This is a genomic window from Moraxella tetraodonis, assembly GCF_022359095.1.
Taxonomy (GTDB): domain Bacteria; phylum Pseudomonadota; class Gammaproteobacteria; order Pseudomonadales; family Moraxellaceae; genus Faucicola; species Faucicola tetraodonis.
In genome coordinates this window covers 2,009,463-2,033,386 of sequence record NZ_JACSYB010000001.1, presented here as the reverse complement: position 1 = coordinate 2,033,386, position 23,924 = coordinate 2,009,463, and the positions used below count along the sequence as shown (strand labels likewise).

Here is a 23,924-nt window from a genome sequence, read left to right as displayed (position 1 = left end):
AAGCACATTTTTGCTGACTTTTGCCAACTGGTAAGATAGTAGGTTTGGCAACAAAACCTGCAGTAGCAGCGGCCCCGTTGCTAGCCAATGACTAAACAGTCATTTGCGTTATTCTCAACTTATCGCAAACATAGTAAACTAGTCAAGATTTTGTTTTGTCTGCGGTATGTAAAAATTTTAACAAGCATCTTTTCACAAGCATCTTTTAAAGACATCATATAAAGACATCGTGCAAAACATCATTTTTTCGGTTTTCCCCGTTGATTTCAACATAACTCAAGGAGTTAGCAATGATTTATCAAGGAAATAGCATCTCGGTATCGCTACTCGAAGACGGTATTGCTAAATTAAACTACGATAATCAAACTGAGAGCGTTAATAAATTTGACCAAGCCACCATCAAAGAATTTGGCGAAGCAGTCACGGCATTAGAACAATCTTCAGACGTTAAAGGTCTCATCGTTACTTCAGGAAAAAAAGTTTTCATAGCTGGTGCGGACATCACTGAATTTGTTGGTAATTTCAAAAAACCAGAAGGCGAGATTGCTTCGTGGGTATTTGACATCAACAAAACGTTCAACCGTTTTGAAGATTTGCCTTTTCCAAAAGTTGCGGCAATCAATGGCGCATCCATGGGCGGCGGTACAGAGATGACGTTGGTGTGTGACTACCGTGTCATGAGTGACAAAGCGAGCATCGGTTTACCCGAAGTTAAATTGGGCATCTTCCCAGGCTTTGGTGGTTCAGTGCGTTTGCCACGTATCATCGGTATCGATAACGCTTTAGAAATCATCGCAACTGGCGAAGCACAAAAACCAGCCGCTGCATTGAAAGTCGGTATGGTGGATGCGGTTGTTGCCGCTGACCAGTTAGAAGCTTCAGCGATTGATTTAGTCAAAAAATGTATCGCAGGCGATCTAGATTGGAAAGCACGCCATGACGAAAAAATCAATCCAGTCAAATTAAATGCCCTAGAACAAACCATGGCATTTAACTCAGCCAAAGGTGTACTGTTCTCAAAAGCCAATCCAGCCCAGTACCCAGCACCAAAAATTGCCTTAGAGTCCATCGAAAGACAGGTGAACCTACCACGTGACAAAGCGTTAGAAATTGAATCTGCAGGTTTTGCAAAAGCAGCAAAAACCCCACAAGCAGAAAGCCTAGTCGGTCTATTCTTAAACGACCAAGCCGTTCGTAAACTTGCTAAAACTCACAGCGCCAAAGCGCATGATATTAAAGAAGCTGCTGTATTGGGCGCAGGTATCATGGGTGGTGGTATCGCTTACCAAGCCGCCTCAAAAGGCTTGCCAATCATCATGAAAGACATCAAGGCAGAGCAACTTGACTTAGGTATGCGCGAGGCCAGCAAACACCTATCAAGCGGTATGGCACGCGGTAAAGTAACCCCAGCACAAATGGGCGAAACCTTAAGCCGTATCCGTCCTACGCTCAACTACGGTGATTTTGGTGAGACTGACATCGTGATTGAAGCGGTTGTTGAAAATCCAAAAGTTAAACACGCGGTATTAAAAGAAGTTGAAGGTTTGGTGAAAAAAGATGCAATCTTGGCATCTAACACTTCTACCATTTCAATTACTTATCTTGCATCGGTACTTGAGCGCCCAGAAAACTTCGTGGGCATGCACTTCTTTAACCCAGTCCATCGTATGCCCCTAGTTGAAGTAATTCGTGGTGAAAAATCAAGCGAAGAAGCAGTAGCGACTACGGTAGCGTTAGCAGAAAAAATGGGTAAAGTGCCAGTGGTGGTAAATGATTGCCCAGGCTTCTTAGTTAACCGTGTATTATTCCCTTACTTCGGTGCGTTTGACTTATTGATCAAACAAGGCGCTGACTTTGTTCAAATCGACAAAGTCATGGAAAAATTTGGTTGGCCAATGGGGCCTGCTTACTTGATGGACGTTGTGGGTATCGACACAGGGGTTCATGGGGCAGAAGTGATGGCGGAAGGCTTCCCAGACCGTATGAAACCAGACTACAAAGTGAGCGGTCAGATATTGTTTGAAGCCAATCGCTTAGGTCAAAAAAATGGCGTTGGTTTCTACAAATACGAAACGGATAAAAAAGGCAAGCCAGTTAAAACTGCCGATCCACAAACCGTTGAATTATTAAAACCATTTATCGATGCGCCAAAACAGTTTGAAGACCAGGAAATCATCGATCGTTTGATGATTGCATTATGTAATGAAACGGTTCGCTGTTTAGAGGACAACATCGTATCGACGCCTGCAGAGGCAGACATGGCGATGATTATGGGTATTGGTTTCCCGCCATTCCGTGGTGGCCCATGTCGTTACATCGACCAAATCGGTCTACAAAATTACCTAGCCCTTTGCGACAAATACGCAAGCTTAGGTAAAGCCTATGAAGCGCCACAAATGATTCGTGATATGGCGGCAAATGGTAAAACTTTTTACCCACAAGCGTAATCGACGATTATAAATTTTAAGGAGAATAAAATGACTACATTAAGTCCAAAAGATGTCGTGATTGTCGATGGCGTTCGTACCGCAATGGGCAAATCAAAAAATGGTATGTTCCGCAATGTACGCGCTGACAGCATGTCTGCGGAGCTTGTTAAAGCTTTGGTAGCACGTAACCCGTTTGATACCAAACTTGTAGAAGATGTCATCTGGGGCTGTGTCAACCAAACCCTAGAGCAAGGTATGAACATTGGTCGTAACATCGGTTTATTGGCTGAATTACCACGTACCACAGCAGGTCAAACGGTCAACCGTTTATGCGGTTCATCCATGCAAGCGCTTCACACCGCAGCGGCACAAATCATGACCGGTCAAGGTGATGTGTTTATTATTGGCGGTGTTGAGCATATGGGTCACGTGGGCATGATGCACGGTATTGACATCAACCCAGAGGCTTCAAAATACTATGCAAAAGCCTCTAACATGATGGGTTTAACCGCTGAAATGCTTGGACGTATGAATAACATCAGCCGTCAAGAACAAGATGCGTTTGGTGTAGAATCACATCGCCGTGCGTGGGAAGCGACACAGCAAGGTCGTTTCAAGAACGAAATCATCGGCATTGAAGGTCATGACGAAAACGGTAACCTACAACTTTGCACTATCGATGAAGTGATTCGTCCCGATGCCAACATGCAATCATTTGCGGCATTACGCCCCGTATTTGATCCTAAAGGCGGTACCGTAACAGCTGCCACGTCATCAGCCTTATCTGATGGTGCATCTGCGATGCTTATCATGTCTGCACAAAAAGCCAAAGATTTAGGTCTAACACCGCGTGCCCGTATTCGCGGTATGGCAGTTGCAGGCTGTGATGCGGCTATCATGGGTTATGGGCCAGTGCCTGCCACCAAAAAAGCCTTAAAACGCGCTGGCATGAGCATTGACGATATGCAAACCATCGAGCTTAACGAAGCATTTGCCGCACAAGGCTTATCGGTTCTTAAGGGCTTAAACCTACAAGACAAACTAGACATCGTTAACCTAAATGGTGGTGCTATTGCGTTAGGTCACCCACTAGGCTGTTCTGGTGCGCGTATCACCACCACACTTCTAAATGTGATGGAGCAACAAGACACCCAACTCGGTCTTGCCACCATGTGTATTGGTCTGGGTCAAGGGATTGCCACCATTATTGAACGTGTATAAGCAGTTTGTTCTAACAAAAACCCTTGATTTCAATCAAGGGTTTTTTTACGCGGCCAGTTTTCTTCACCCATGTTTTTTACTAATATTGCTTTACTATAAAGTCTAAGAAATTTTTTACCAAATCTGTTATGTTGTCTAGATAAAAATAGATAAATATAGGTGTATTGTGAGTTTATTCCAAAATCTACTAATTATTTGTATATTAGTGTTGATTTCCAGTTTTTTCTCCATTTCCGAAATTGCCTTGGCAGGTGCTAGACGCATCAAGCTAAAGTTGTTGGCAGAATCGGGTGACAATCGCGCCAATAAAATTTTACATTTACAAGAAAATTCTGCCGAATTTTTTGCCACCTCACAAATTGGGCTAAATGCCGTGGCAATTTTGGGCGGTATTGTCGGTGAGTCTGCGCTTCGTCCCTACTTTATTGACCTTATTTCGCCATTTTATCAAGGCAAAATGCTCGATAATATCGGTTTTATGATGTCATTTTTGCTAGTCACTTTGTTGTTTATTTTGTTTGCTGATTTGATTCCCAAGCGCATTGGCATGATTAACCCAGAACGCGTGGCGTTAGCGGTGATTGAACCTGTACTGTTGTCAATCAAAGTATTTAAGCCGCTGGCATGGATTATCAACGGGCTGGCAAATCTGATTTTTAGAATTTTCAAAATCAACATGGTAAGAGAAGAAAATATCACCTTTGATGATGTTTCTGCCGTGGTGGATGCAGGAGCGCAAGCGGGGGTGTTGCTCAAGCAAGAACATCACTTTATCGAAAACGTTTTTGAGCTTGAAGAACGTAACGTGCCCTCTAGCATGACCACCCGTGAGAACGTGGTTTATTTCACCCTTGGCGAGTCTGAGCAAAGTATTCGCCAAAAAATCGCCAATTACCCGTATTCAAAATTTTTGGTATGTAAAGACCATATTGATGAAGTGATTGGGTATGTCGATACCAAGGATATCTTGGTAAAACTTCTTAGTAACCAGTCGCAAATTTTGCTCAATGAAACTACGATTCGTAATGTATTAATCATTCCCGATACATTAACTTTATCCGAGCTGCTAGACCGTTTTCGCTCCAGTAAAGAAAAATTTGCCGTGGTGATGAATGAGTATGCGCTCATTGTCGGTGTCATTACCCTCTCTGATATCATGATGACAGTGATGGGGGATTGGGTCGCACCGATTGAAGATGAGCAGCAGATTATCCAGCGTGATGAATTTTCATGGCTGATTGAAGGTACCACGCCGATTGAAAACGTCAAACATGCGCTCGGTATCGAAGATTTTCCCGATTGGGACAATTATGAAACTTTAGCAGGTTTTATGATGTACAAACTGCGCAAAATTCCTCGCCCTGCGGATTTTGTTGAATATCAAGGTTATAAATTTGAAGTAGTCGATATTGATCATCATAAAATTGACCAGTTACTTGTGACGCGTAATTTCAAAGATGAAGAAGAGCACATTATCAGTGATAGTTAGTCAAAGTGATTGAGTAATACGGCCGCTTTGACTTGAAATTGATTAACTTTTTTCACGTTTCTTGTTAAAGTAGTTCATGGTTTCACCAAATCGTGAACTTTTTTCTTTTGGGCTTGGCAAACGGTAAAATTATTTTATGCTTGAAATCCGCCACCTTCAATTATTGACCGCACTACGTGAGCAAGGCTCGCTTGCTGCCGCGGCTGAGGACTTGTATGTCACGGCATCAGCGGTGTCCCATCAGCTCAAAGAAATCGAAAATTATTATGGTGTTAGCCTTGTCAATCGCCGCTCAAGACCGCTAAGCTTTACCCCAGCAGGCAAAGAAGTACTCAAACTTGCGGACAGTGTGCTACCGCAATTTAATCGTACCACCGCCAACCTTAAAAGACTGGGTCGTGGTCAAACGGGACAATTGCGTTTGGCCTCGGAATGTCATAGCTGTTTTGATTGGTTGATGCCTATCCTTAATCGTTATCGCAGGGAATGGCAAGATGTTGAGCTGGACTTTAGCTCAGGCTTTGAACCTGAGCCACACCAAATGCTACTCGATGAAGAAATTGATGTGCTTATCACAGCCAGTCGCTTACCCTTGGAGGGAATCAGCTATCTGCCGTTATTCCAATATGAAAGTCGCTTGGTGTTGTCACCGACGCACCCATTGGTCGATAAAAAATCGCCGATTTTGCCAGAAGATTTGATTGATGAAACGCTCATCGTCTATCCTGTGGAGGCCAAGCGCCTTGATATCATCGCGCATTTTTTTGCCCCTGCAGGACTTGCGCCCAAGAAACTAAGAACCACAGAATTGACCGCGATGTTAATTCAGCTGGTTGCGAGTGAACGAGGGGTTGCCTCGTTACCGAATTGGGTGGTCAATGAATACGAAAAAAAAGGCTGGGTCATATCAAGGGCATTGGGGGAAGGCGTGTTTTGCCAGCTTTATGCGGCGACCCGTACCACAAGTAAAGAGGTGGCTTATATCCAAGGGTTTTTGGATTTACTGCCAGAGATTAGCCATAAATCAACATTACCCGCCCATCATCGAGCCTAATTGATTAAACCTAATCAATTAAAAATGCTGGGTGTGACATTACAACACTTATGTTGATGTATGCCACAGCCAAATTACATACCAACACACGCCAACAAAAGACACACCAACAGAAGCCAAAGCGAGCTCACCCAAAGTAGAATGGGATTACTTTGAAACTAGGTTAACCTCTTCAGGGGCGATATGCGTTGTCGCTAATACCGTAGACTCATCATATTCAACTTTTTCAGTCACCAATTCTTCATGACGCAATGTCACAGGAATTTGCGTTTCATGACTGACATTCTGGGTCATTAACTGTACTTTTTCCGCCACAATGGTTTCAATATTCACTTTCGCTGTTTGTTGAAGTAGAGGAATCTCAATCGGGGTATCGCCTAAAGTAATCGCTTGCCCATTCACCATCAACTGTGGCACATTGACGTTATTAGTAACCACACTAACTAAATTATCATGAGAGGCACTAGGCTGCGTAAACACATGTTCAATCACTAAGACTTCTTGATTGAGTGTCACAGGAACGTTAACTGTTTGGCTAATAATTTTTTTTGATAATTTAATATTGTCTTTGATAAATCGCTCAATTTGCACTTGGGGGCGTTCAGCTAATAGCTCTAAGGTGTTAGTGGTATCTTCACGAAGATCGACGGTTTTAACAATGTTATCATGAGTATGGGTATCATTAGTGTCTAGTTCAGTAGTATTTGTCATCGGGTTTTTCATAAAGTGTTTTCCATTGCAAAGTTATTGTTCCAAAATCCTGTAATAATATATAACAACCACAAAAAAGGCAGATGAAATCATCTGCCTTTTTCAAGCCAATGGCAACACCGTTGGCAGAAGTTAAAATCTATAGTAATCAATTATCTAATGATATTAATTATTAAAGTTTACGGGGCGCATTTGGATCAATTGCAGGTGATACATTACCATCGACGGTATCAACACCCGTTACACGCTCAACGCCATCTTTTTGTACATCTAACTCTTCACGGCGAACGGTTTCATTAAAGGTCTCAGTGCGAGTTTGTGCCACTTTATCTACGTTAACTTCTTCAGTGACATAAGTTTGTTTGTTAACATTTGCACGTTCTGCTTCAAGTTCAACCTCAATAGTAGCATTGTCATTATCACCAATGCTGCGATCAGTAGGTTTATTAACTGGTGTACGCTGGATATGCGCTTGTTCTTCAGTTAATTCAACGTTGACAGTGCGTGGCTCAGACACAACATGTTTACCAACTTTTAGTAAACCCGCTACGATTTTGTCTTTATTGACTGAAATGCGTTCTTCAAGTAACTGTAATGTATTAGGTGATTGGTAATCGTTATCAGTAAGCTTAACAGGTGTGGCAGCACGGTCAAATACGTGACGGTCACGAACCGTTTGTTCTTCAATACTGTAGTTGTAGTCAGGATCGTAGCTATCCATTGTTTCAACAGTATCTCGGCTGAGCGAATCAAAGTATACATTGTCATCTTGAATACGAGCTAGACCCGCTGGTACTAAAACTTCTTTCGAGCTAAACCAGCCACCTACATCAACAATGAAATAGCGAATACGGCCTGTGCTCTCATCAACTAAAGCACCTTGAATACTACCCACTTTGTCGCCATTGGCGCCATAAGCGTTTTTACCAGTTGGATCAAAATAATCGTTACCTAAAAGGTCAACGTGGGTGTCTTGGATATCGCGTAAACGTATTAAACTTGCCATGGAAAAATCTCCTTTAGATATCTTATTGTTTATTTTTTATTAAGGTAGTTAAGTTAAAAACTAAATAAATATAAGATAGTTTTTTATAGTTAAATGAAAATTGTTATAATAAAATTTTTAAAATTCAACAAATTAGATGTTTCACAGCTACTTGGTTGTTGCAACAGATGCTTGATTGTTGAAATCGCCGATGATAAAAACGATGAAAAATGCCATACGCTTAATCGTTCGACTTGCAAACAAGATTACTGAAAAAAGCTCCCATTAAGTAGTAGGATTTGATAAATTTTTGTTTAGAGGGTGTAATTGGCAGTTGTCTTAAGTAACTTTTGCAACCAAGCGTAAAAAAAATTGGCTTTTAGCAATAAATTAAAAACATATAAAAAAAGTTGGGTAGAGCACTTAGCGCGAAACACCATTGCCCACCCAATAAGGCGTTATAAAAGATAAGTAATAAAAAATAATGAGTTATCAACATATATATTAGGTGATTTTCAATGACAAAATATCAGGGCAAAATAATCCGCTGGCAAGATGACAAAGGCTTTGGGTTCATTGAACGAACGGATAACAATTTACAAGACTCAGCCATCTTTTTTCATATCAGTGAATACCGAGCAAATCAACGTCCTGTGCTTAATGAAGCGGTAGTTTTTGAAATAGGGCAAGGTAGAGATGGCAAACCCTGTGCTATCAACGTGCAGCAACAGACGTTTGTCAGACAAAAAGTTGCCCAACAAAATGCCCGCCAAGTTCGTCAAGCTCAAAACGGCCTTAAAAATCAAACATTACTCACGTGGGTGGCTATTGGGGTGCTGTTTTTTGTGTTACTGACCGCTGTTGTACTGGTTAAGCACTTACCCTTATGGATTATTGGTTGGTATTTTGCGATAAGTTTGGCGACCTATCTGCTGTACGCGCATGATAAAAAAGCTGCGCAAAATGGTGATTGGCGCGTGCAAGAAGCGTCACTCCATAAATTAGCTTTTGCTGGGGGCTGGGTAGGGGCGGTGTTTGCCCATTGGTTATTGCGCCATAAATCAACCAAGCCAGAATTTCGTAGGGCTTTTTACTTGACAGTGATAGGGAATCTTTTAGCTTTGGCAATCATAAGTTATATCAACATGAAAATCAGATGATTGCTTGATTGATTGATTCGCAAAAAAAATCCCTAATACAGATTAGGGATTTTTTTTGCATAAGACAATTAGATTAACTCAATCGCTAAGGCAACCGCTTCACCGCCACCGATACATAGGCTAGCAATGCCTTTTTTACCGCCTGTGCGTTTGAGTGAGTTGATGAGTGTGACTACGATACGCGCACCCGATGCCCCCACGGGATGACCCAATGCACAAGCACCGCCTTCGATATTAACCTTAGCATGATCAAGGTCATTTTCTTGCATAGCAAGCATGGTTACCATAGCGAATGCTTCATTGATTTCCCAAAGATCAACGTCTTCTTTGCTCCAGCCAGCTTTTGCTAAAACTTTTTTCACACACTCGATGGGCGCGATGGTAAATTCGCTTGGGTGTTGTGAGTGGGTGGCTTGGGCAACGATACGGGCAAGTGGTTTTAAGCCTTTTTCCTTAGCTTTGTCTTCTGACATCAATACAACGGCGGCTGCCCCATCAGAGATTGAGCTTGAGTTAGCGGCAGTGACTGTACCATCTTTTGAAAACGCGGGTTTTAAGGTTGGGATTTTGTCTACATTGGCTTTACCGGGTTGTTCATCCGTGTCAATGACTACATCGCCTTTACGAGTTTTGACAGTAACCGGAACGATTTCGTTTTTGAAGTGACCTTCATTGATGGCGGTGTTGGCGCGTTTTAGCGATTCAATAGCAAATGCATCCATCGCCTCACGTGTGATACCCCGTTTATCTGCCATTTCTTGCGCAAATGCACCCATTAACTTGCCGGTATCAGCATCTTTGAGACCATCTAAGAACATGGTGTCTTTGATCTCGCCATCTCCCATGCGATAACCACCACGTGCCTTTGGTAGTACATAAGGTGCGTTGGTCATTGATTCCATACCACCTGCTACCACGATATCAAACTCACCACTACGAATTGAGTTGGCACCTAGCATGATAGCTTTCATACCAGAACCACAAAGTTTGTTGACATTGACTGCGCCTGTGGCATCTGGGATACCTGCTTTACGCATCGCTTGACGCGCTGGGCTTTGACCTGCACCTGCGGTTAAGATACAACCCATGATAACTTCGTCAATCTCTTCTGGTTTTACGCCAGCACGGTTGACGGCTTCTTTAATGACGGTTGCACCAAGCTCTGGCATTGATACTTCGTTCAAATCACCTTGGAATCCACCCATTGGGGTGCGAACGCCATCTACGATTACGACTGAATTTTCCATATTAAATTTCCTTTGCGTTATGGTTTTTGTGGTGACAAGCAAACTACAACATAAATCATTAGGGTCTATAAACAAGGCTGTAAACGCCAACCATGCCAATCACAATAGATGTTTTAAGTTTTGCTAATGCGATACATTTCATATTATCATAGTTAAAATGTAAATTAAACTACTGAAAACACTGTAAAATATACCAGTCGAGTCTACCCAAATCTTACTGCATCAACTCATCCAACCGAATGCGCACCACCTTATCTGTCACGGTATCTAACGCTTCAATTTTGGCAATCGCTTCATTCATATTGCGCTCAACAACGGGGTCAACCATAATAATGACAGGCAAATCAGTGCTAGTATCATCATGTGCTGGCTGTTGCAAAATTGCATCAATACTAATTTTAGACTCACTTAAAATGCGGGTGACTTCTGCTAGTACACCTAAATCATCTTTGACCTGTACGCGCAGATAGTAGCCTGTGATCATTTCATCGCTTGATAAGATGCGTGTGTTATTTAGTGTCTCAGGCTGGAATGCCAGATGCGGCACCAAATTTGCGGTTGAATCATTGGTCTCTGCAAGGGCGCGTACCATGTCCACCACATCTGCCATCACAGCGGATGCAGTTGCCCCCGCCCCGGCACCCGAACCGTAATACAAGGTTTGTCCGACAGGCTCTGCGTCAACCATGATGGCATTTTTTACCCCATTCACATTGGCAAGTAACACCTGTTTTGGAATCAAAGTCGGATGTACACGTAATTCAATACCTTCTTCGCCATTGTCTAGAATACGACGTTTAGCAAACCCTAAATGCTTGATACGGTAGCCAAGCTCGTTGGCATAACGCACATCTTGCTTGGTGATTTTGGTAATACCTTCACAGTAAACTTTGTCAAATTGCAATGGAATACCAAATGCAATTGACGCAAGCAGCGTCAATTTATGCGCAGCATCAATCCCTTCGACATCAAATGTCGGATCGGCTTCGGCATAACCCAGCGCTTGGGCTTCAGCGAGGACATCTGCAAAGTCCCGCTTTTTATCGCGCATTTCAGTCATGATAAAGTTGCCTGTACCATTGATGATACCGGCAAGCCAATCGATTTTGTTGGCAGCTAAGCCTTCACGTAAGATTTTGATAATCGGAATACCGCCGGCAACCGCGGCTTCATACGCCACTTTGACGCCCTTGGCCTCCGCTTTGGCAAAAATCTCATTGCCATGTTCTGCTAGTAAGGCTTTGTTGGCAGTCACAATATGTTTGCCATGCTCGATTGCCGCTAAAATCACCTCTTTAGCTGTGGTCGTACCGCCCATTAATTCCACCACAATATCCACATCATCTTGCTGAACGATATCAAGCAAATCGGCAGATTGTTTGATGTCTGTTGGGATATCGGTACGGTTGCGACGCGTGCCTACGTGGGTAATTTTAATCTCACGTCCTGTGCGACGCGTCATTTCATCAAGGTTGTTTTGTAGTAGTTCAACCACCCCAGTACCCACAGTACCAAGCCCTAAAATCGCTAATTGAATAGGTCGATTATTCATAAAAAAAATTCTCAAATGTCAAAAATATAAAAATAAAAGTTTAAAAATTGGCTAGCTAAATATACCATGCTAACTTGTGATTGGTAAGGTATAAAATCCAATTGCCCAAAAAAATTAAAATAAAAAAACCAGCTAATGAGTACTAGCTGGTTTGTATTCCATCAGGGGTGAACTTATTTGAGGTTGAGCGCCTGTGCCAATTCAGCAGGTGGCACATAACCGCCAAGTTGATGACCTTCTGTGTCAAACACGGCTGGGGTGCCATTGATACCCAAATTTGCGCCTAACTCATAAATTTTACGTACGGGGTTACTGCAAGTCGGTGCGTTGATAGGCATGCCCAATTTGGCATCGGTTAAGGCTTTTTTGCGGTCACTGCTACACCAGATTTTTTCCATGATTGGCATGGTCTGTTCACTACGTGGCCAAGGTAGATAGCGCACTTCGATACCCAGTGCATTTACTTCATCAATTTCACTGTGGAATTTACGGCAATAACCACAATCTGCATCGGTAAACACATAGATTGCGGCTTTCGTCTGCCCCTTAGCGGGGAAGATAATCATGTCTTTTTTATCAATGGTGGCAAGGCTGGCTTTCGCATCTTGCGCTTGCAAGTTCGCTGAGATATGCTCAGGTTTGGTACCACCGACTTTGATGATATCGCCTTGTACCACATATTGTCCTGTCGCATCGGTAAAAAACGCCGGTAAACCTTCGGCTTTGACCCAATAGATATTTGGCATACTGGTCGCTGTCACCGAGGTGATTTTGGCGGTGATACCTGATTTGGCTAAATTTGCCGCCAGCATTTGCTGTAGCTGTGATTCATTTTTTGCCAAGGGGGCTGAGCTGCTAGTTGCTTCATGTTTCTGACTTTCAGACTTGGCAGGTGTGCGCGATTGGGCATTATCACAGCCTGCCAAACCAACCATGCCAGCCACGGCGATGACACTGGTAATTAAACGGGTGGCTAATGAGGTTTTAGCAGGATAAGTTGCAAAACGAATGAGCATGAGAAAACCCACAGAACGTTAATATAGGTTTTTATTTTACCATATTGTGATGGTGTATGAGCGCTACCCCTGTCAACTTATTGTTAACAATCTACCAGGTCTACTAGGTCGGGGCTCACATTTTTGCCCGTTTCAATCTTTATGCTTGTCTCAATCTTTTAGTGCGCTAAAAGTAATCAGCTCGAAGCCAAGTTCTATTAATGGATTGAAAGGTTGTATAACTGAGAGTTTGTTTAACTAGGTTTTTTAAAAAAATTCAACGTTTAGGCAAATAACTATTGATAAGTTGCGATACAATTTAAACATTGTGTTTGAATGACAAATTTGTAAACTAACAAATCGTCAGCCAGTTTAATAACTATTATTATTTTTTCATCTTTTACTATTTTTTAGGAATTTATCATGGCAATTGCTAGTTTGTTAACCTTACTCGATGATATTAGTGTCATCCTAGATGATGTATCGGTGATGACAAAAGTCGCTGCCAAAAAAACGGCGGGCGTGTTGGGCGATGATTTGGCACTCAACGCCAATCAAGTATCAGGGGTAAAAGCCGATCGCGAGTTGCCTGTGGTGTGGAGTGTCGCCAAAGGCTCTTTAGTCAATAAAGCGATTTTGGTGCCACTGGCTTTAATTATTAGTGCGATTTCGCAAGCCTTGGTGACCGGGTTATTGATGATTGGTGGTTTATATCTGTGTTATGAAGGGGCAGAAAAAGTGGTGCACAAATTTTGGCCACACCCTGCGAGTAACGACCCTGAGCAAGCCGAGCGGGTAGCAGCCAATGCCGATGAAAGCGTAGATTTGGTGGCGCATGAAAAAGAAAAGATTAAAGGGGCAGTGCGGACGGACTTTATTTTATCGGCTGAAATCATTGTGATTTCACTTGGTACCATTGCGGCAACGGTGCCTTTACTGGATAAGGCAGTAACACTGGTAGTAATTTCACTCCTCATGACAGTGGGTGTGTATGGCTTTGTCGCCATGATTGTCAAGATAGATGATTTAGGGCTGCACTTGCAGCAAAAGTCGTCATCAGCGGCACAAAGTATAGGTAAAGCCTTATTAGCCTTTGCGCCTATTTTGATGAAAGTGCTATCAATCGCCGGTACTTTGGCGATGTTCTTGGTCGGTGGTGGTATTTTGGCCCATGGCGTTGGTGCATTACATCATGGGATTGAACATTTAGGTGACTTGTCAGGGGCGTTTTCAGGCTTAACCACCAACCTATTAAATGCACTGGTTGGTTTGGTAGCAGGTTTAGTGGTGGTTGCGATCATGACAGTCATCTCAAAAATTCGTAATAAACCTGCCCATTAGGAAAGCCTGTTCATTCATTGTATGTAAAATTTGTAGCTAAAATAAAAAAGCAGTTCATGTTGAACTGCTTTTTTATTGCTATACAGGCACGCAAACACGATTGAATTACTGATTGTGCTGCGGCGTTACCGACTCATCGTGAGAGGGCGCTACGTCAGTTTCGGCGGTGGTCGTCGATTTTTTAGTGACAACCACGGCATTTTCCACCTTTTTACTGGTACGCGTTTTGGGTTTGGCTGCTGGTTTTTCGCTCGCCTTAGCTTTACGCGTACGGGTTTTTGGTGCTTTTGGGGTTGCCAAGGTCAGCATACCAACGGTTGCCGGTTTCATTTGTTCTGCCACACTTTCAATCATGTTCTTATAACTTACGGGTGTGGTTTTACGTTTTTGCGCCGCTGCTTCTGCGCTATCTTCTACGTCCGTTGCTTCAACACCTTCGCTGTCAGTGTTATGGTCTAATGCGGGTTCATCAGCTGTTAGCACTAAGTCAACGTCCTGATTCACTATAGCATCATCCGCTATTGTTGTCGCAGAGACTGGCTCGGTAGGTTGGTTAGCGACTGGCGCATTGTGCGCTTGTAAGTAAGCTTCGACCAATTTACCTTGCTCAATCAACGCATGACCTTGCTCGCCTAAGCGCGCCACAATCCATGCGCCTACGCTACCTGCTTGATATGACAGGTGACTGTGGCTAGGCGACGCTGATTGAGTTGAGGCTGCTTCTAATTGACCTGTGCCACTGTCAGTTGCATTGGAGGCAGGCTCAGTAACTGACGGGTTTGAGTCAGTCGGCGCTTGAGCGACAGCGGTATTAACCAATGAACCGCGTGGATCATTGATGGCGCGTTTAGTCACTGTTGGCAGCGCAGCGTCAGTTTTGCCTGCTTGGCGTTGGAACTGACTGGCTGGCAAAATGGCCGTATGATAATCATCCAAGTTTTGCGCGGATAGGCTGGCATAGCCATAATTTCTAAAGTACTGCCCAAAACGCTGTTGTTCAGCCACTACGATATTATCTTTTGATGAAGTGGTGGTAGCAGCTTGATGATTAAAAGCATCGATGGCTTGGATAAAGCAGCTAACCATGCTGTCGGTTGCCATTTTTTCAGCAGCATTATCTAAGTACTGGTTAATAAACTGACTCACCGTACCTGAAATTTTTGCAACCGAAGGGGTCACTACAGAGGCAACTGGGCTAAATTGCGCTTGATACGCCTTATACACTTCACGCGGGTCATTTTTGGCACGACCTTGGCTCGGTGTCACTGCCAGCTGTGCAGTGGCTGGCTCAGCTGATGGCACAGATGGTGTGGATGCTGTAGAAAGCTCTGCTACCTCGTCATTGTACACTGTAACGCTGCTAGGGGTAACTGGCGTCTGAGTTTCCTGTTCGGGTGTTGTGGGTTCGGGCATCGTAGCCGATGCTATTGACTGCACCTCAGGTTTTGCAATTTCCCCTTTGCTGGCATCTAGCGAGAGGTGCGTTGTTTCAACCGCAGTTATAGGTTGCTGTTGTTCAGTTTTAAATACTTGAACTTGCACGCTGTTGGGGTCACGTTGTTTTGCGCCTTTCGGTTTTTCTGCTTTGGATTGGTTATTTTTTCTACCATCGACAGGGGCAACAGCGGTATCAGTCTCTGTTACATCATTGACTACAAACGCGTTACTATCATCGTTCGCTAGTGTAGCACGACGTTCTTTGACCCCGCGGCTGTCACGGCGACTATTCGGCTCGCGTTTTGGCAGCTCACTAGTTTTGGCAGTTTTTGACGCATCATTTGACTTGTCTTTATTGCTGTCAGTGTCCTGTGATGAAACTTCTGCTTCACTCGTTTCAGATTGATAACGGTTTGGTTTTTTAGCCTTTGGTTTGCGGTTACCACGTTTACGGCGCTCGGCATCTTTATCGCTTGATTCAGCCGTGGCTGAAGGTTGTTGAGACGCTTCTTGATAAGGATTGGCACTAGTTTCACTGGTGTTTGCGCTCGCCGCAGGGATGCTTGCCGTCAATGCCGCGTAATTGATTTGACCTTGCACACCCAAACTTTGCGCGCCGGTATTGACGAGACTTTCAATCGCCGAAGCGGCATCTTGACCGCTAAAGTGTGGGGTGACTTGGGCTTGCTGGGTAGGGGCAAACAAGTTCGATAGCCAAGCGACTGCAGAAGTTGCAGGCACAGTTGCGGCCGGCTGCACGGGTTGTGGCGCGGCAGCTTTGGCGGCAGTCGTATTGTTAGCAGTTTGCTGAGGCTTGTTGGATGGCGTTGCAGGGCTAGGCGTGGTGTTGGCGGCGTTGCTAGCATTGCTCCAGGCATTATGATTACCTGTCGGTGCTACACGGCTGACTTCATTGTCATCCGTGTGCCAGTTGCTAGTATCGTAGCCACGGTCTTTATATTCTTGTTGTTGGCTTTCGGCGACACGCTCATAGCTCGATGGCGCAAACCCGTCACTGTTATAAGTGATATTAAACTCGGGGGATTCAAGATGGGCATGTGGCAAGATAGTAATGCGCGTGCCACTTTCTTGCTCAAGACACACCAGCGTTTCACGTTTTTCGTTGAGTAAAAATGCCGCGATATCGGTTGGCACTTCGGCTTGTATTTCGCCATGACGCTCTTGTAGCGCCCGTTGTTCGATTTGACGCATGATTGATAAGGCAAGTGAACGCAAGTCACGAATCATACCGGTACCGTGACAACGGGGACAGAGGTAACCTGTCGCTTCTTCAAGTGACGGACGCAAGCGTTGACGACTCATTTCAAGTAGTCCAAAACGTGAAATTTCAGCGAATTGGATACGCGCGCGGTCGTTTTTAGTGGCTTCTTTGAGACGATTTTCCACTTGTTTTTGGTGGTCATCGGTTGCCATGTCAATAAAGTCAATAACAATCAAACCACCCATATCACGCAGGCGTAATTGACGGGCGATTTCATCTGCTGCTTCTAAATTGGTATTAAACGCCGTTTCTGAGACATCCGCGCCTTTGGTGGCTTTTGATGAGTTAATATCGATTGATACGAGGGCTTCAGTTTGGTCAATTACAATTGAACCGCCGCTTGGCAAACGTACTTCACGTTGGTAGGCGGTTTCGATTTGTTTTTCAATCCCAAAACGGGCAAACATCGGCTCATAGTCAGTGTATTTGCGCAGTTTATTCGCTTGCTGCGGCATCACCGCTTCAATAAAATTCGCCGCTTCATTATAGGCGTATTCATTGTCGACCCAAATTTCCGTGATATCATCACGCAGGTAATCGCGTACTGCACGGGTGACTACGCCCGCTTCTTGGTGCAACAGGCGAGGTGAGGGGAATTTTTGGCTTTGTTGTTGGATGCCTTTCCAGATGTTTAATAAATGGTCAAGGTCTTGTTGCAATTCATCCGTAGTTTTACCAATCCCTGCGGTACGGATGATAACGCTCATGCCTTTGGGTAGTCTTAGATCACTTAACGCTTGCTTCATCTCGTCGCGCAACTTGCCAGAGATTTGGCGAGAGATACCGCCGCCACGCGCATTGTTGGGCATCAATACCAAATAACGACCCGCCAATGAAATCAAAGTAGATAAAGCCGCACCTTTATTACCGCGTTCTTCTTTTTCCACCTGAACGATGAGTTCATCGCCTTCTTTAATCAGTTGTTTGATGTTAGTGGTAGAGCGAGGGTCACCTGCTAGATACTCTGGCGCGATTTCACGAATCGGTAAAAAACCTTGACGTTGTGAACCGTATTCCACAAATACGGCTTCAAGCGATGGCTCGACACGGGTCACATTACCTTTATAAATATTGGCTTTTTTTTGCTCGCGGGTACGGTTTTCTAAATCGAAATCATATAAGTGATTGCCATTGCACAGGGCAACACGGATTTCTTCGGCGTGGGTAGCATTGATAAGGATGCGTTTCATGTGTTTTCTCCTAAACACACAAAACATACGAGCGTAGATAAATGTTGCTATCAAACATTACTATCAAATATTAGATGAAACAACGTCAAACAGTCTTGATTAGACTCGCTGATACCAAGCTTAAGCGGCTTGATAACAAGGTTTGTTGTTCATCAAAAATTGCATGATTAAGTTGGATTATTGCCATAGCGAGGTTGTAAGCCTGCTAGGTAAACGCTACCGTCATGCTGGATTGGGGTTGTTGACCAAAACAATGTCTGTTTTAGGACAAATGAATGAACCCTGTTTCTCTATTGGTCAAAAAGTGTTAGCGTTAGTTTTCGCTTTAAATGGCAAGCCTGATAAGTTAGGTTTTACAAAGGCGTGGGCAATTTAAAATGGTAAATCGTCCAAAACCGTAAACGTTTATCTCAAAATCGCAACTACTGAGTTCATTTACCTAGGCGCATAATACGCTAATCGTTACCAGCAGTTTTGTGGTTGTAAGGCACAAAACCCACCATTTATCTGTTATCTCTATATATCACTAATCTTTACAAACTATTTGAACATGTTTCCAAATGACAATTATCTTCGTTACTCGTATGTCGTGTGCTGATATTGATTAAAATCAGTCTTAAAATCTATAAATATTGGCAGTCTAGTGCGCCCTATCATAAGTCATACTGCCATGAATAAATTTCGGCGGTATGGGCGACAGCAAAAGCGACAGTTTAATTATCCCGCATACACTACTTTGAAATGAAGCTTAACAGGGTTTAAGTCGAATTGATGGCGCGAATTCATAGCGGCACAGGCACTAAACTGCTAAACTATAGCAAATTTTTATGTAAACGGCTATTAAAATATGACAGAGCACTCGCAGTCTCCCAAACCTCCTGCCCATCCTAGCAAAAAACGCGACACCCCATCGCAGCAATCGGCTCATCAAACCCCAAAACGCACGCCTAGCAAACAACCGCAGTCTGCAGATGACGATATTTTAGATTTTGCTAAAGTCAATTACCTGACCGTCACGCGCCAGCAGCATGACCAACGTGTTGATAACTTTTTGTTGGGTCGTCTTAAAGGACTGCCGCGCTCACATGTCTATAACATGATTCGTTCTGACGAAATCCGTGTCAATGGCAAACGCTGTAAACCCCACGATAAACTGCAGCGTAATGACGTGGTGCGCATTGCACCCATCAAGCTTGCCACGCGTGAAAAACCCGTGATTAGTCCTGACTTTGCCCAGAGCTTGCTTGAGCGCATTGTGTATGAAGATGAGGGTTTAATCGTGCTCAATAAACCATCGGGTATGGCGGTGCATGGCGGCAGTGGCGAGAGTTTTGGCGTGATTGAAGCGATGCGAGAAGCAACGGGTAAAAAATACCTTGAGTTGGTACACCGCATTGACAAAGATACCTCTGGCTTGCTGATGATTGCCAAAAAGCGCTCAACCCTTAAAACTTTACAAGAGCATTTGCGAGAAAAAACCTTGCAAAAAACCTATCTGTGTTTGGTGGTAGGTTGGATAAGTAGCGAAACACAAACCATTGATAAACCGCTACTAAAATACACGTTGCCTGCCACACAAGAAGGCAAAAGCGGTGAACGCCGTGTCAAAGTAGATGTAAAATCCGAAGACAGTAAGCCAAGCCAAACCCAAATTAAAGTGTTGCAAAAATTTGAGTTAAATGGTCAAAAAGTCAGCTTAATTGAAGCCAAACCGCTGACAGGGCGTACCCACCAAATTCGGGTGCATTTGGCGAGTATCGGGCATCCATTATTGGGTGATGATAAATATAATCCGAATGTAGCTAAAGGCGATAAAAGCGTGCGCCGTTTGTGCTTGCATGCTTATCAGCTTGCTATTCCAGAATATGAGGTGATAACAGCAGATTTACCCGATGATATGCAATCATTAGTAGGGTAATAAGCGGTGGCAATAGTCTATAAAGATGATAGATGGGCAAAGCTAGAGCCTTCGCTCATCACGCAAATTACTGAGCAGTTTAAGCAATTTTCACCAACTCAAGTGCGGGCGTTTTTGCTATCGCTTGCCCTTGAAACATCCGCAAATACCGATGATTGCATTGTTTTTATGCCATTGGCTTACTTAGTAGGTCAACAGCCTGTGGCTATTTCGAAGCAATCAAGCATTCAGACAACCAGTCAAGAATTCCCGATTGATAAAAAGATTGAGGTGAATAGCAAAGGCATCACGTTTGAAAAAGCCATGATGTTTAACCAAATGGGTATTTTGGGTAACTATGATGTGGGGTATGAGGATAATCTTGAGTATATTGCCGATTTTTCAAAGGCATTACAAATCTTATTAACTAAAAATGCGCTAACTGCTGAGGATTTTATCAATATAGTGCATTACTTATTATGGGTTTGGGAAACTCGCTTTCATCGAAAAGATTTTTACCCCGAGATTGTCAGTCGAATTAATCAATTTTTACAACCAAGTGAATACAACAACTTATGAATAATTTTAACCAAAAATCGCTAATCATTTTCGATTGGGATGGCACGTTGATGGATTCGGTGGGCTTAATCGTCGATGCCATGCGCTATGCTGCTGAAAAGCACGGTTTAACCGTCACTGATGACGCCACCAAATCTATTATTGGTATTGCGTTAGTCGATGCGTTTCCCATGCTGTTTCCCAATGACAGCGATAAATATGATGAACTTTTAGCGACTTACTCAGAATATTACGTTAAACATTGCGACAACGACAAACTGTTTGATGGTATTAAAGAATTGATTCAAGATTTACACGCGCAAGGCAAAACCTTAGCCATTGCCACAGGCAAGAAACGTAAAGGTCTGGAGCGAGTATTGCCAAACTCTGGAATTGAAGCCTTTTTCACAACTACCAAAACCGCTGACGAAACCGCAGGCAAGCCCAATCCGCTCATGCTGGAACAAATTTTAGCCGAAACAGACAAAACCCTTGAAGATGCGGTGATGATAGGCGATAGTATTCACGATATGCGAATGGCAAAAAATATCAACATGGATAGCATTGCTGTAAGTTACGGCTGTGAAAAAGCCGATGTTTTGGCTAAAGAAAATCCCACTCTCATTGTAGATTCAGTTGAGCAATTAAAATTGAGTTTGTTTTAGTGGAAATTAAATTTACAACAAGGTTTGTGGAAGTTTGGCATAAACGAATACATGATATTGAGTTTGAATATAATACTGAACCAATCAATGCTTTGTACTGTTATTTAAGAGAGCTTAGCTATAATTTAGAGTTTGCAAAAGAGATATTATCACAACTAGATTCCAATAAGCTTTTTGATATTGATTTTAGTTCAAGCTATTGGGGTGTTGATATTACAGATGATAAATTTAAGATTTACTCTTTAATGGATGAAAATGATACTGAAAATCAAACAACATTAACAAAGCACGAGTTTAGAACTGTTATTTTTGAATGGATAGCGTTTTTAAAAAATCCACCAAATGAAGGGTATGAGAAGTTAGTCAGCATGAACTAGCCTAATTATCTAATTTTATAAATTTGTTGAAACTACTAAAACTCTAGTAGAATAACGGCAACTAAAAATTTTAAAAAGCTGTTTACAATGACCGAAGAACTACTCATCAACATCAGCCCATCTGAGAGCCGAGTCGCCGTGCTCGAAGATGGGATACTCAACGAAATCTTTATCGAACGCCATAGCAAACTTGGATCAGTGGGCAATATCTACCTTGGCACAGTGGTGCGCGTATTGCCAGGCATGCAGGCAGCGTTTATCGACATTGGGCAATCGCGTACCGCGTTTTTGCACGTCAATGATATGCAGACCCTGCGTCCTAAGCTCTCAGCCATTGAACCGCCCAAACCACAAAACCCCGCGATTGACAACACCTTAGACCCTGACACCACTACGCTTGCGATGACCACAACCACCTATCAGCCACCGCCTAGCGAGTTGATAGAAAACCGCTTGTATGAAGGACAGCGTATCTTGGTGCAAGTGATTAAAGACCAATTAGGCAGTAAAGGCGCACGACTGACGACGGATGTGTCATTGCCTTCGCGTTATTTGGTGTACTTGCCGTATGGTGAACATATCGGGATTTCACAGCGGATTGATGGCGATGAGCGAGAACGGTTAAAAACTCAGCTTGGCGAGCTGATGCACCAAGTCAATCTGCAAGGCGGATTGATTGCCCGTACCGCTGCCGAAAATATCCCGCAATCCAAACTTGAAGAAGATATTTATTATCTACTGCAGCTTTGGCGGATGGTACAAGCCCGCCGTGAGCAAACGCCGACCCATCGCCGTTTTGAGCTAATTTATCAAGATTTGTCGCTACCTTTGCGCGCGATTCGAGATTTGATTGGTGAGCAGACTGAAAGGGTGACGGTCGATAACGCCCGAGTGTTTGATGCTATTCGTCATTTTGCCAAAGAATTTGTCCCACTCATTTATCCACGTATTCAATTGTATGAAGGCGAGCAGGCGTTATTTGATGTTCACCGCGTTGAAGAGGATTTAAAAGACGCGCTCAATCGCCGTGTCAATCTCAAATCAGGCGGTTATCTCATCATTGACCAAACCGAAGCCATGACGACCATCGATGTCAATACAGGCTCATTTGTCGGAGGGCGTTCTCTTGAAGATACAGTGTATAAAACTAATTTAGAGGCCACCCATGCTATCGCCCGTCAGCTGCGACTGCGTAATTTGGGCGGGATTATCATTCTTGACTTTATCGATATGCAAGAGCAACAACACCGCGATGAAGTGCTAGCAAGCCTGCAAGAACAGCTCAAACGCGATTATGCCAAAACCAACATCAGCGAAGTCTCAGCGCTTGGGCTGATAGAGATGACTCGCAAGCGCACGCGCGAGAGCCTACAACAACAGCTTTGCGAGCCGTGTCCAACCTGTGGCGGTAAAGGCTTTGTCAAAAGCGCCGAAACCGTGTGTCTGGAGATTTTCCGCGAATTGATGCGCTGCGCCAGAACCTACAACGCTCCTAAGAAATTTACCGTGGTCGCAAATAGCGGCGTGATTGATTTACTTGAAACCATTGAAGCGGATACAGTGGCAGAGATGGAATATCTGCTAGGTCGTCCGATTAATTTGGAGAGTGATAACCGTTTTAATCAAGAACAATATGATATTTTGCTAGATTAGCCTATTGCTTTTACCCAAAAAATCGGTATAATACAGCCCACTTAACTTATTGCAGGGCGACGAAGATGATTCGTCAATTCATAAAAGAATAAGCCCTTTAATACAGTCGCTCCATTGTTTGCGACACGAAATTAAAGAATACAGTTTCACCGACTATTAATAATGCTATCTATGTATTGTAAGTTAATAGTTTGAGTGGGACTGAAATTTTTTTATTTTCAAAAAGTGCCTGTCAAAAACAGGTAAAAAATGCAAGTTAGGTGTTTACTCAATAACAGCTTAACACCCAACGCAAATTAACCCATATCAAACTTTATATTAGGAGCTTACTGGCATGGCTAACCAGAAAATCCGTATCAGACTTAAATCTTTTGACCATCGTCTGATTGACCAATCAGCTCAAGAGATTGTTGATACCGCAAAACGCACAGGTGCACAAGTTCGTGGTCCAGTACCGCTACCAACTCGCATTGAACGCTTTAACATCTTAACCTCACCACACGTGAACAAAGATGCCCGTGACCAATACGAAATCCGCACATTTAAACGTATGGTAGATATCGTTCAGCCTACTGACAAAACAGTCGATGCACTGATGAAGTTGGATTTGGCGGCGGGTGTTGATGTACAAATCGCATTAGGCTAACCCCTTAGGGTAACACCTATATTGAATAACAGTAA

18 protein-coding genes are annotated in these 23,924 nt (G+C 43.4%); 12 read left to right on the top strand and 6 right to left on the bottom strand.

From position 1 onward, the window contains the following. Positions 1-290 precede the first annotated feature (290 nt). The 4 genes from fadB (at position 291) to H9W84_RS08965 (ending at position 6,193) form a co-directional block, all read left to right on the top strand. Entirely contained in the window at positions 291-2,447 is a 2,157-nt protein-coding gene (gene fadB, locus H9W84_RS08980) for a fatty acid oxidation complex subunit alpha FadB (protein ID WP_239743108.1), read from the top strand. 30 nt (positions 2,448-2,477) lie between these two features. Continuing rightward, complete coding sequence (gene fadA, locus H9W84_RS08975; protein ID WP_007115528.1) at positions 2,478-3,650, top strand: acetyl-CoA C-acyltransferase FadA; 1,173 nt, start codon at positions 2,478-2,480, stop codon at positions 3,648-3,650. Between the two features lie 166 nt (positions 3,651-3,816). Then, entirely contained in the window at positions 3,817-5,139 is a 1,323-nt protein-coding gene (gene paeA / locus H9W84_RS08970; protein WP_239743106.1) for a polyamine export protein PaeA, read from the top strand. 136 nt (positions 5,140-5,275) lie between these two features. Then, positions 5,276-6,193, top strand: a complete 918-nt coding sequence (locus tag H9W84_RS08965) for a LysR family transcriptional regulator (RefSeq protein ID WP_007115530.1) — start codon at positions 5,276-5,278, stop codon at positions 6,191-6,193. A 147-nt stretch (positions 6,194-6,340) separates the two neighbouring features. Here the strand turns inward: H9W84_RS08965 and H9W84_RS08960 are convergent, their stop codons facing one another. Then, positions 6,341-6,904: a DUF2382 domain-containing protein gene (locus tag H9W84_RS08960; RefSeq protein WP_239743104.1), complete on the bottom strand. Its 564-nt coding sequence runs from the start codon at positions 6,902-6,904 to the stop codon at positions 6,341-6,343. Positions 6,905-7,076: 172 nt separating this feature from the next. Continuing rightward, entirely contained in the window at positions 7,077-7,910 is an 834-nt protein-coding gene (locus H9W84_RS08955; RefSeq protein ID WP_007115532.1) for a DUF2382 domain-containing protein, read from the bottom strand. A gap of 497 nt (positions 7,911-8,407) precedes the next feature. Between H9W84_RS08955 and H9W84_RS08950 the strand changes: the two genes are divergently transcribed. Then, positions 8,408-9,049, top strand: coding sequence for a DUF1294 domain-containing protein (locus H9W84_RS08950; protein ID WP_239743101.1), 642 nt, complete (start codon positions 8,408-8,410; stop codon positions 9,047-9,049). Between the two features lie 68 nt (positions 9,050-9,117). On the opposite strand, the gene H9W84_RS08945 is transcribed toward H9W84_RS08950, so the two are convergent. From H9W84_RS08945 to H9W84_RS08935, 3 genes are all read right to left on the bottom strand, one after another. Next, on the bottom strand, positions 9,118-10,296 hold the full coding sequence (locus H9W84_RS08945; protein WP_050324664.1) for a thiolase family protein: 1,179 nt from the start codon (positions 10,294-10,296) through the stop codon (positions 9,118-9,120). A 214-nt stretch (positions 10,297-10,510) separates the two neighbouring features. Further along, complete coding sequence (locus tag H9W84_RS08940) at positions 10,511-11,848, bottom strand: homoserine dehydrogenase (RefSeq protein ID WP_239743099.1); 1,338 nt, start codon at positions 11,846-11,848, stop codon at positions 10,511-10,513. A 173-nt stretch (positions 11,849-12,021) separates the two neighbouring features. After that, positions 12,022-12,864: a DsbC family protein gene (locus H9W84_RS08935; protein WP_239743097.1), complete on the bottom strand. Its 843-nt coding sequence runs from the start codon at positions 12,862-12,864 to the stop codon at positions 12,022-12,024. Between the two features lie 402 nt (positions 12,865-13,266). Here H9W84_RS08935 and H9W84_RS08930 point away from each other — a divergent pair, with 402 nt between their 5' ends. Then, entirely contained in the window at positions 13,267-14,184 is a 918-nt protein-coding gene (locus H9W84_RS08930) for a DUF808 domain-containing protein (protein WP_239743095.1), read from the top strand. Between the two features lie 105 nt (positions 14,185-14,289). On the opposite strand, the gene H9W84_RS08925 is transcribed toward H9W84_RS08930, so the two are convergent. Continuing rightward, complete coding sequence (locus tag H9W84_RS08925; RefSeq protein ID WP_239743092.1) at positions 14,290-18,093, bottom strand: Rne/Rng family ribonuclease; 3,804 nt, start codon at positions 18,091-18,093, stop codon at positions 14,290-14,292. An 847-nt stretch (positions 18,094-18,940) separates the two neighbouring features. Between H9W84_RS08925 and H9W84_RS08920 the strand changes: the two genes are divergently transcribed. The 6 genes from H9W84_RS08920 to rpsJ all read left to right on the top strand — a co-directional run bounded on the left by H9W84_RS08920 (position 18,941) and on the right by rpsJ (position 23,889). Next, positions 18,941-20,011 carry an RluA family pseudouridine synthase gene (locus tag H9W84_RS08920; RefSeq protein WP_239743090.1) on the top strand — a complete coding sequence of 357 codons (1,071 nt, stop codon included), beginning with the start codon at positions 18,941-18,943 and terminating at the stop codon, positions 20,009-20,011. A gap of 6 nt (positions 20,012-20,017) precedes the next feature. Beyond that, complete coding sequence (locus H9W84_RS08915) at positions 20,018-20,569, top strand: hypothetical protein (RefSeq protein WP_239743088.1); 552 nt, start codon at positions 20,018-20,020, stop codon at positions 20,567-20,569. Then, on the top strand, positions 20,566-21,213 hold the full coding sequence (locus H9W84_RS08910; RefSeq protein ID WP_239743086.1) for an HAD family hydrolase: 648 nt from the start codon (positions 20,566-20,568) through the stop codon (positions 21,211-21,213). Before H9W84_RS08915 ends, H9W84_RS08910 begins: the two co-directional genes overlap by 4 nt. Beyond that, on the top strand, positions 21,213-21,590 hold the full coding sequence (locus H9W84_RS08905; RefSeq protein WP_095355843.1) for a DUF5376 family protein: 378 nt from the start codon (positions 21,213-21,215) through the stop codon (positions 21,588-21,590). The genes H9W84_RS08910 and H9W84_RS08905 overlap by 1 nt, the downstream gene beginning before the upstream one ends. 87 nt (positions 21,591-21,677) lie before the next feature. After that, positions 21,678-23,243 (top strand): Rne/Rng family ribonuclease, encoded by a 1,566-nt coding sequence (locus tag H9W84_RS08900; protein WP_050324672.1) that lies wholly within the window; start codon positions 21,678-21,680, stop codon positions 23,241-23,243. Positions 23,244-23,577: 334 nt separating this feature from the next. Then, positions 23,578-23,889, top strand: coding sequence for a 30S ribosomal protein S10 (gene rpsJ / locus H9W84_RS08895; RefSeq protein WP_007115544.1), 312 nt, complete (start codon positions 23,578-23,580; stop codon positions 23,887-23,889). Positions 23,890-23,924: the final 35 nt, after the last annotated feature.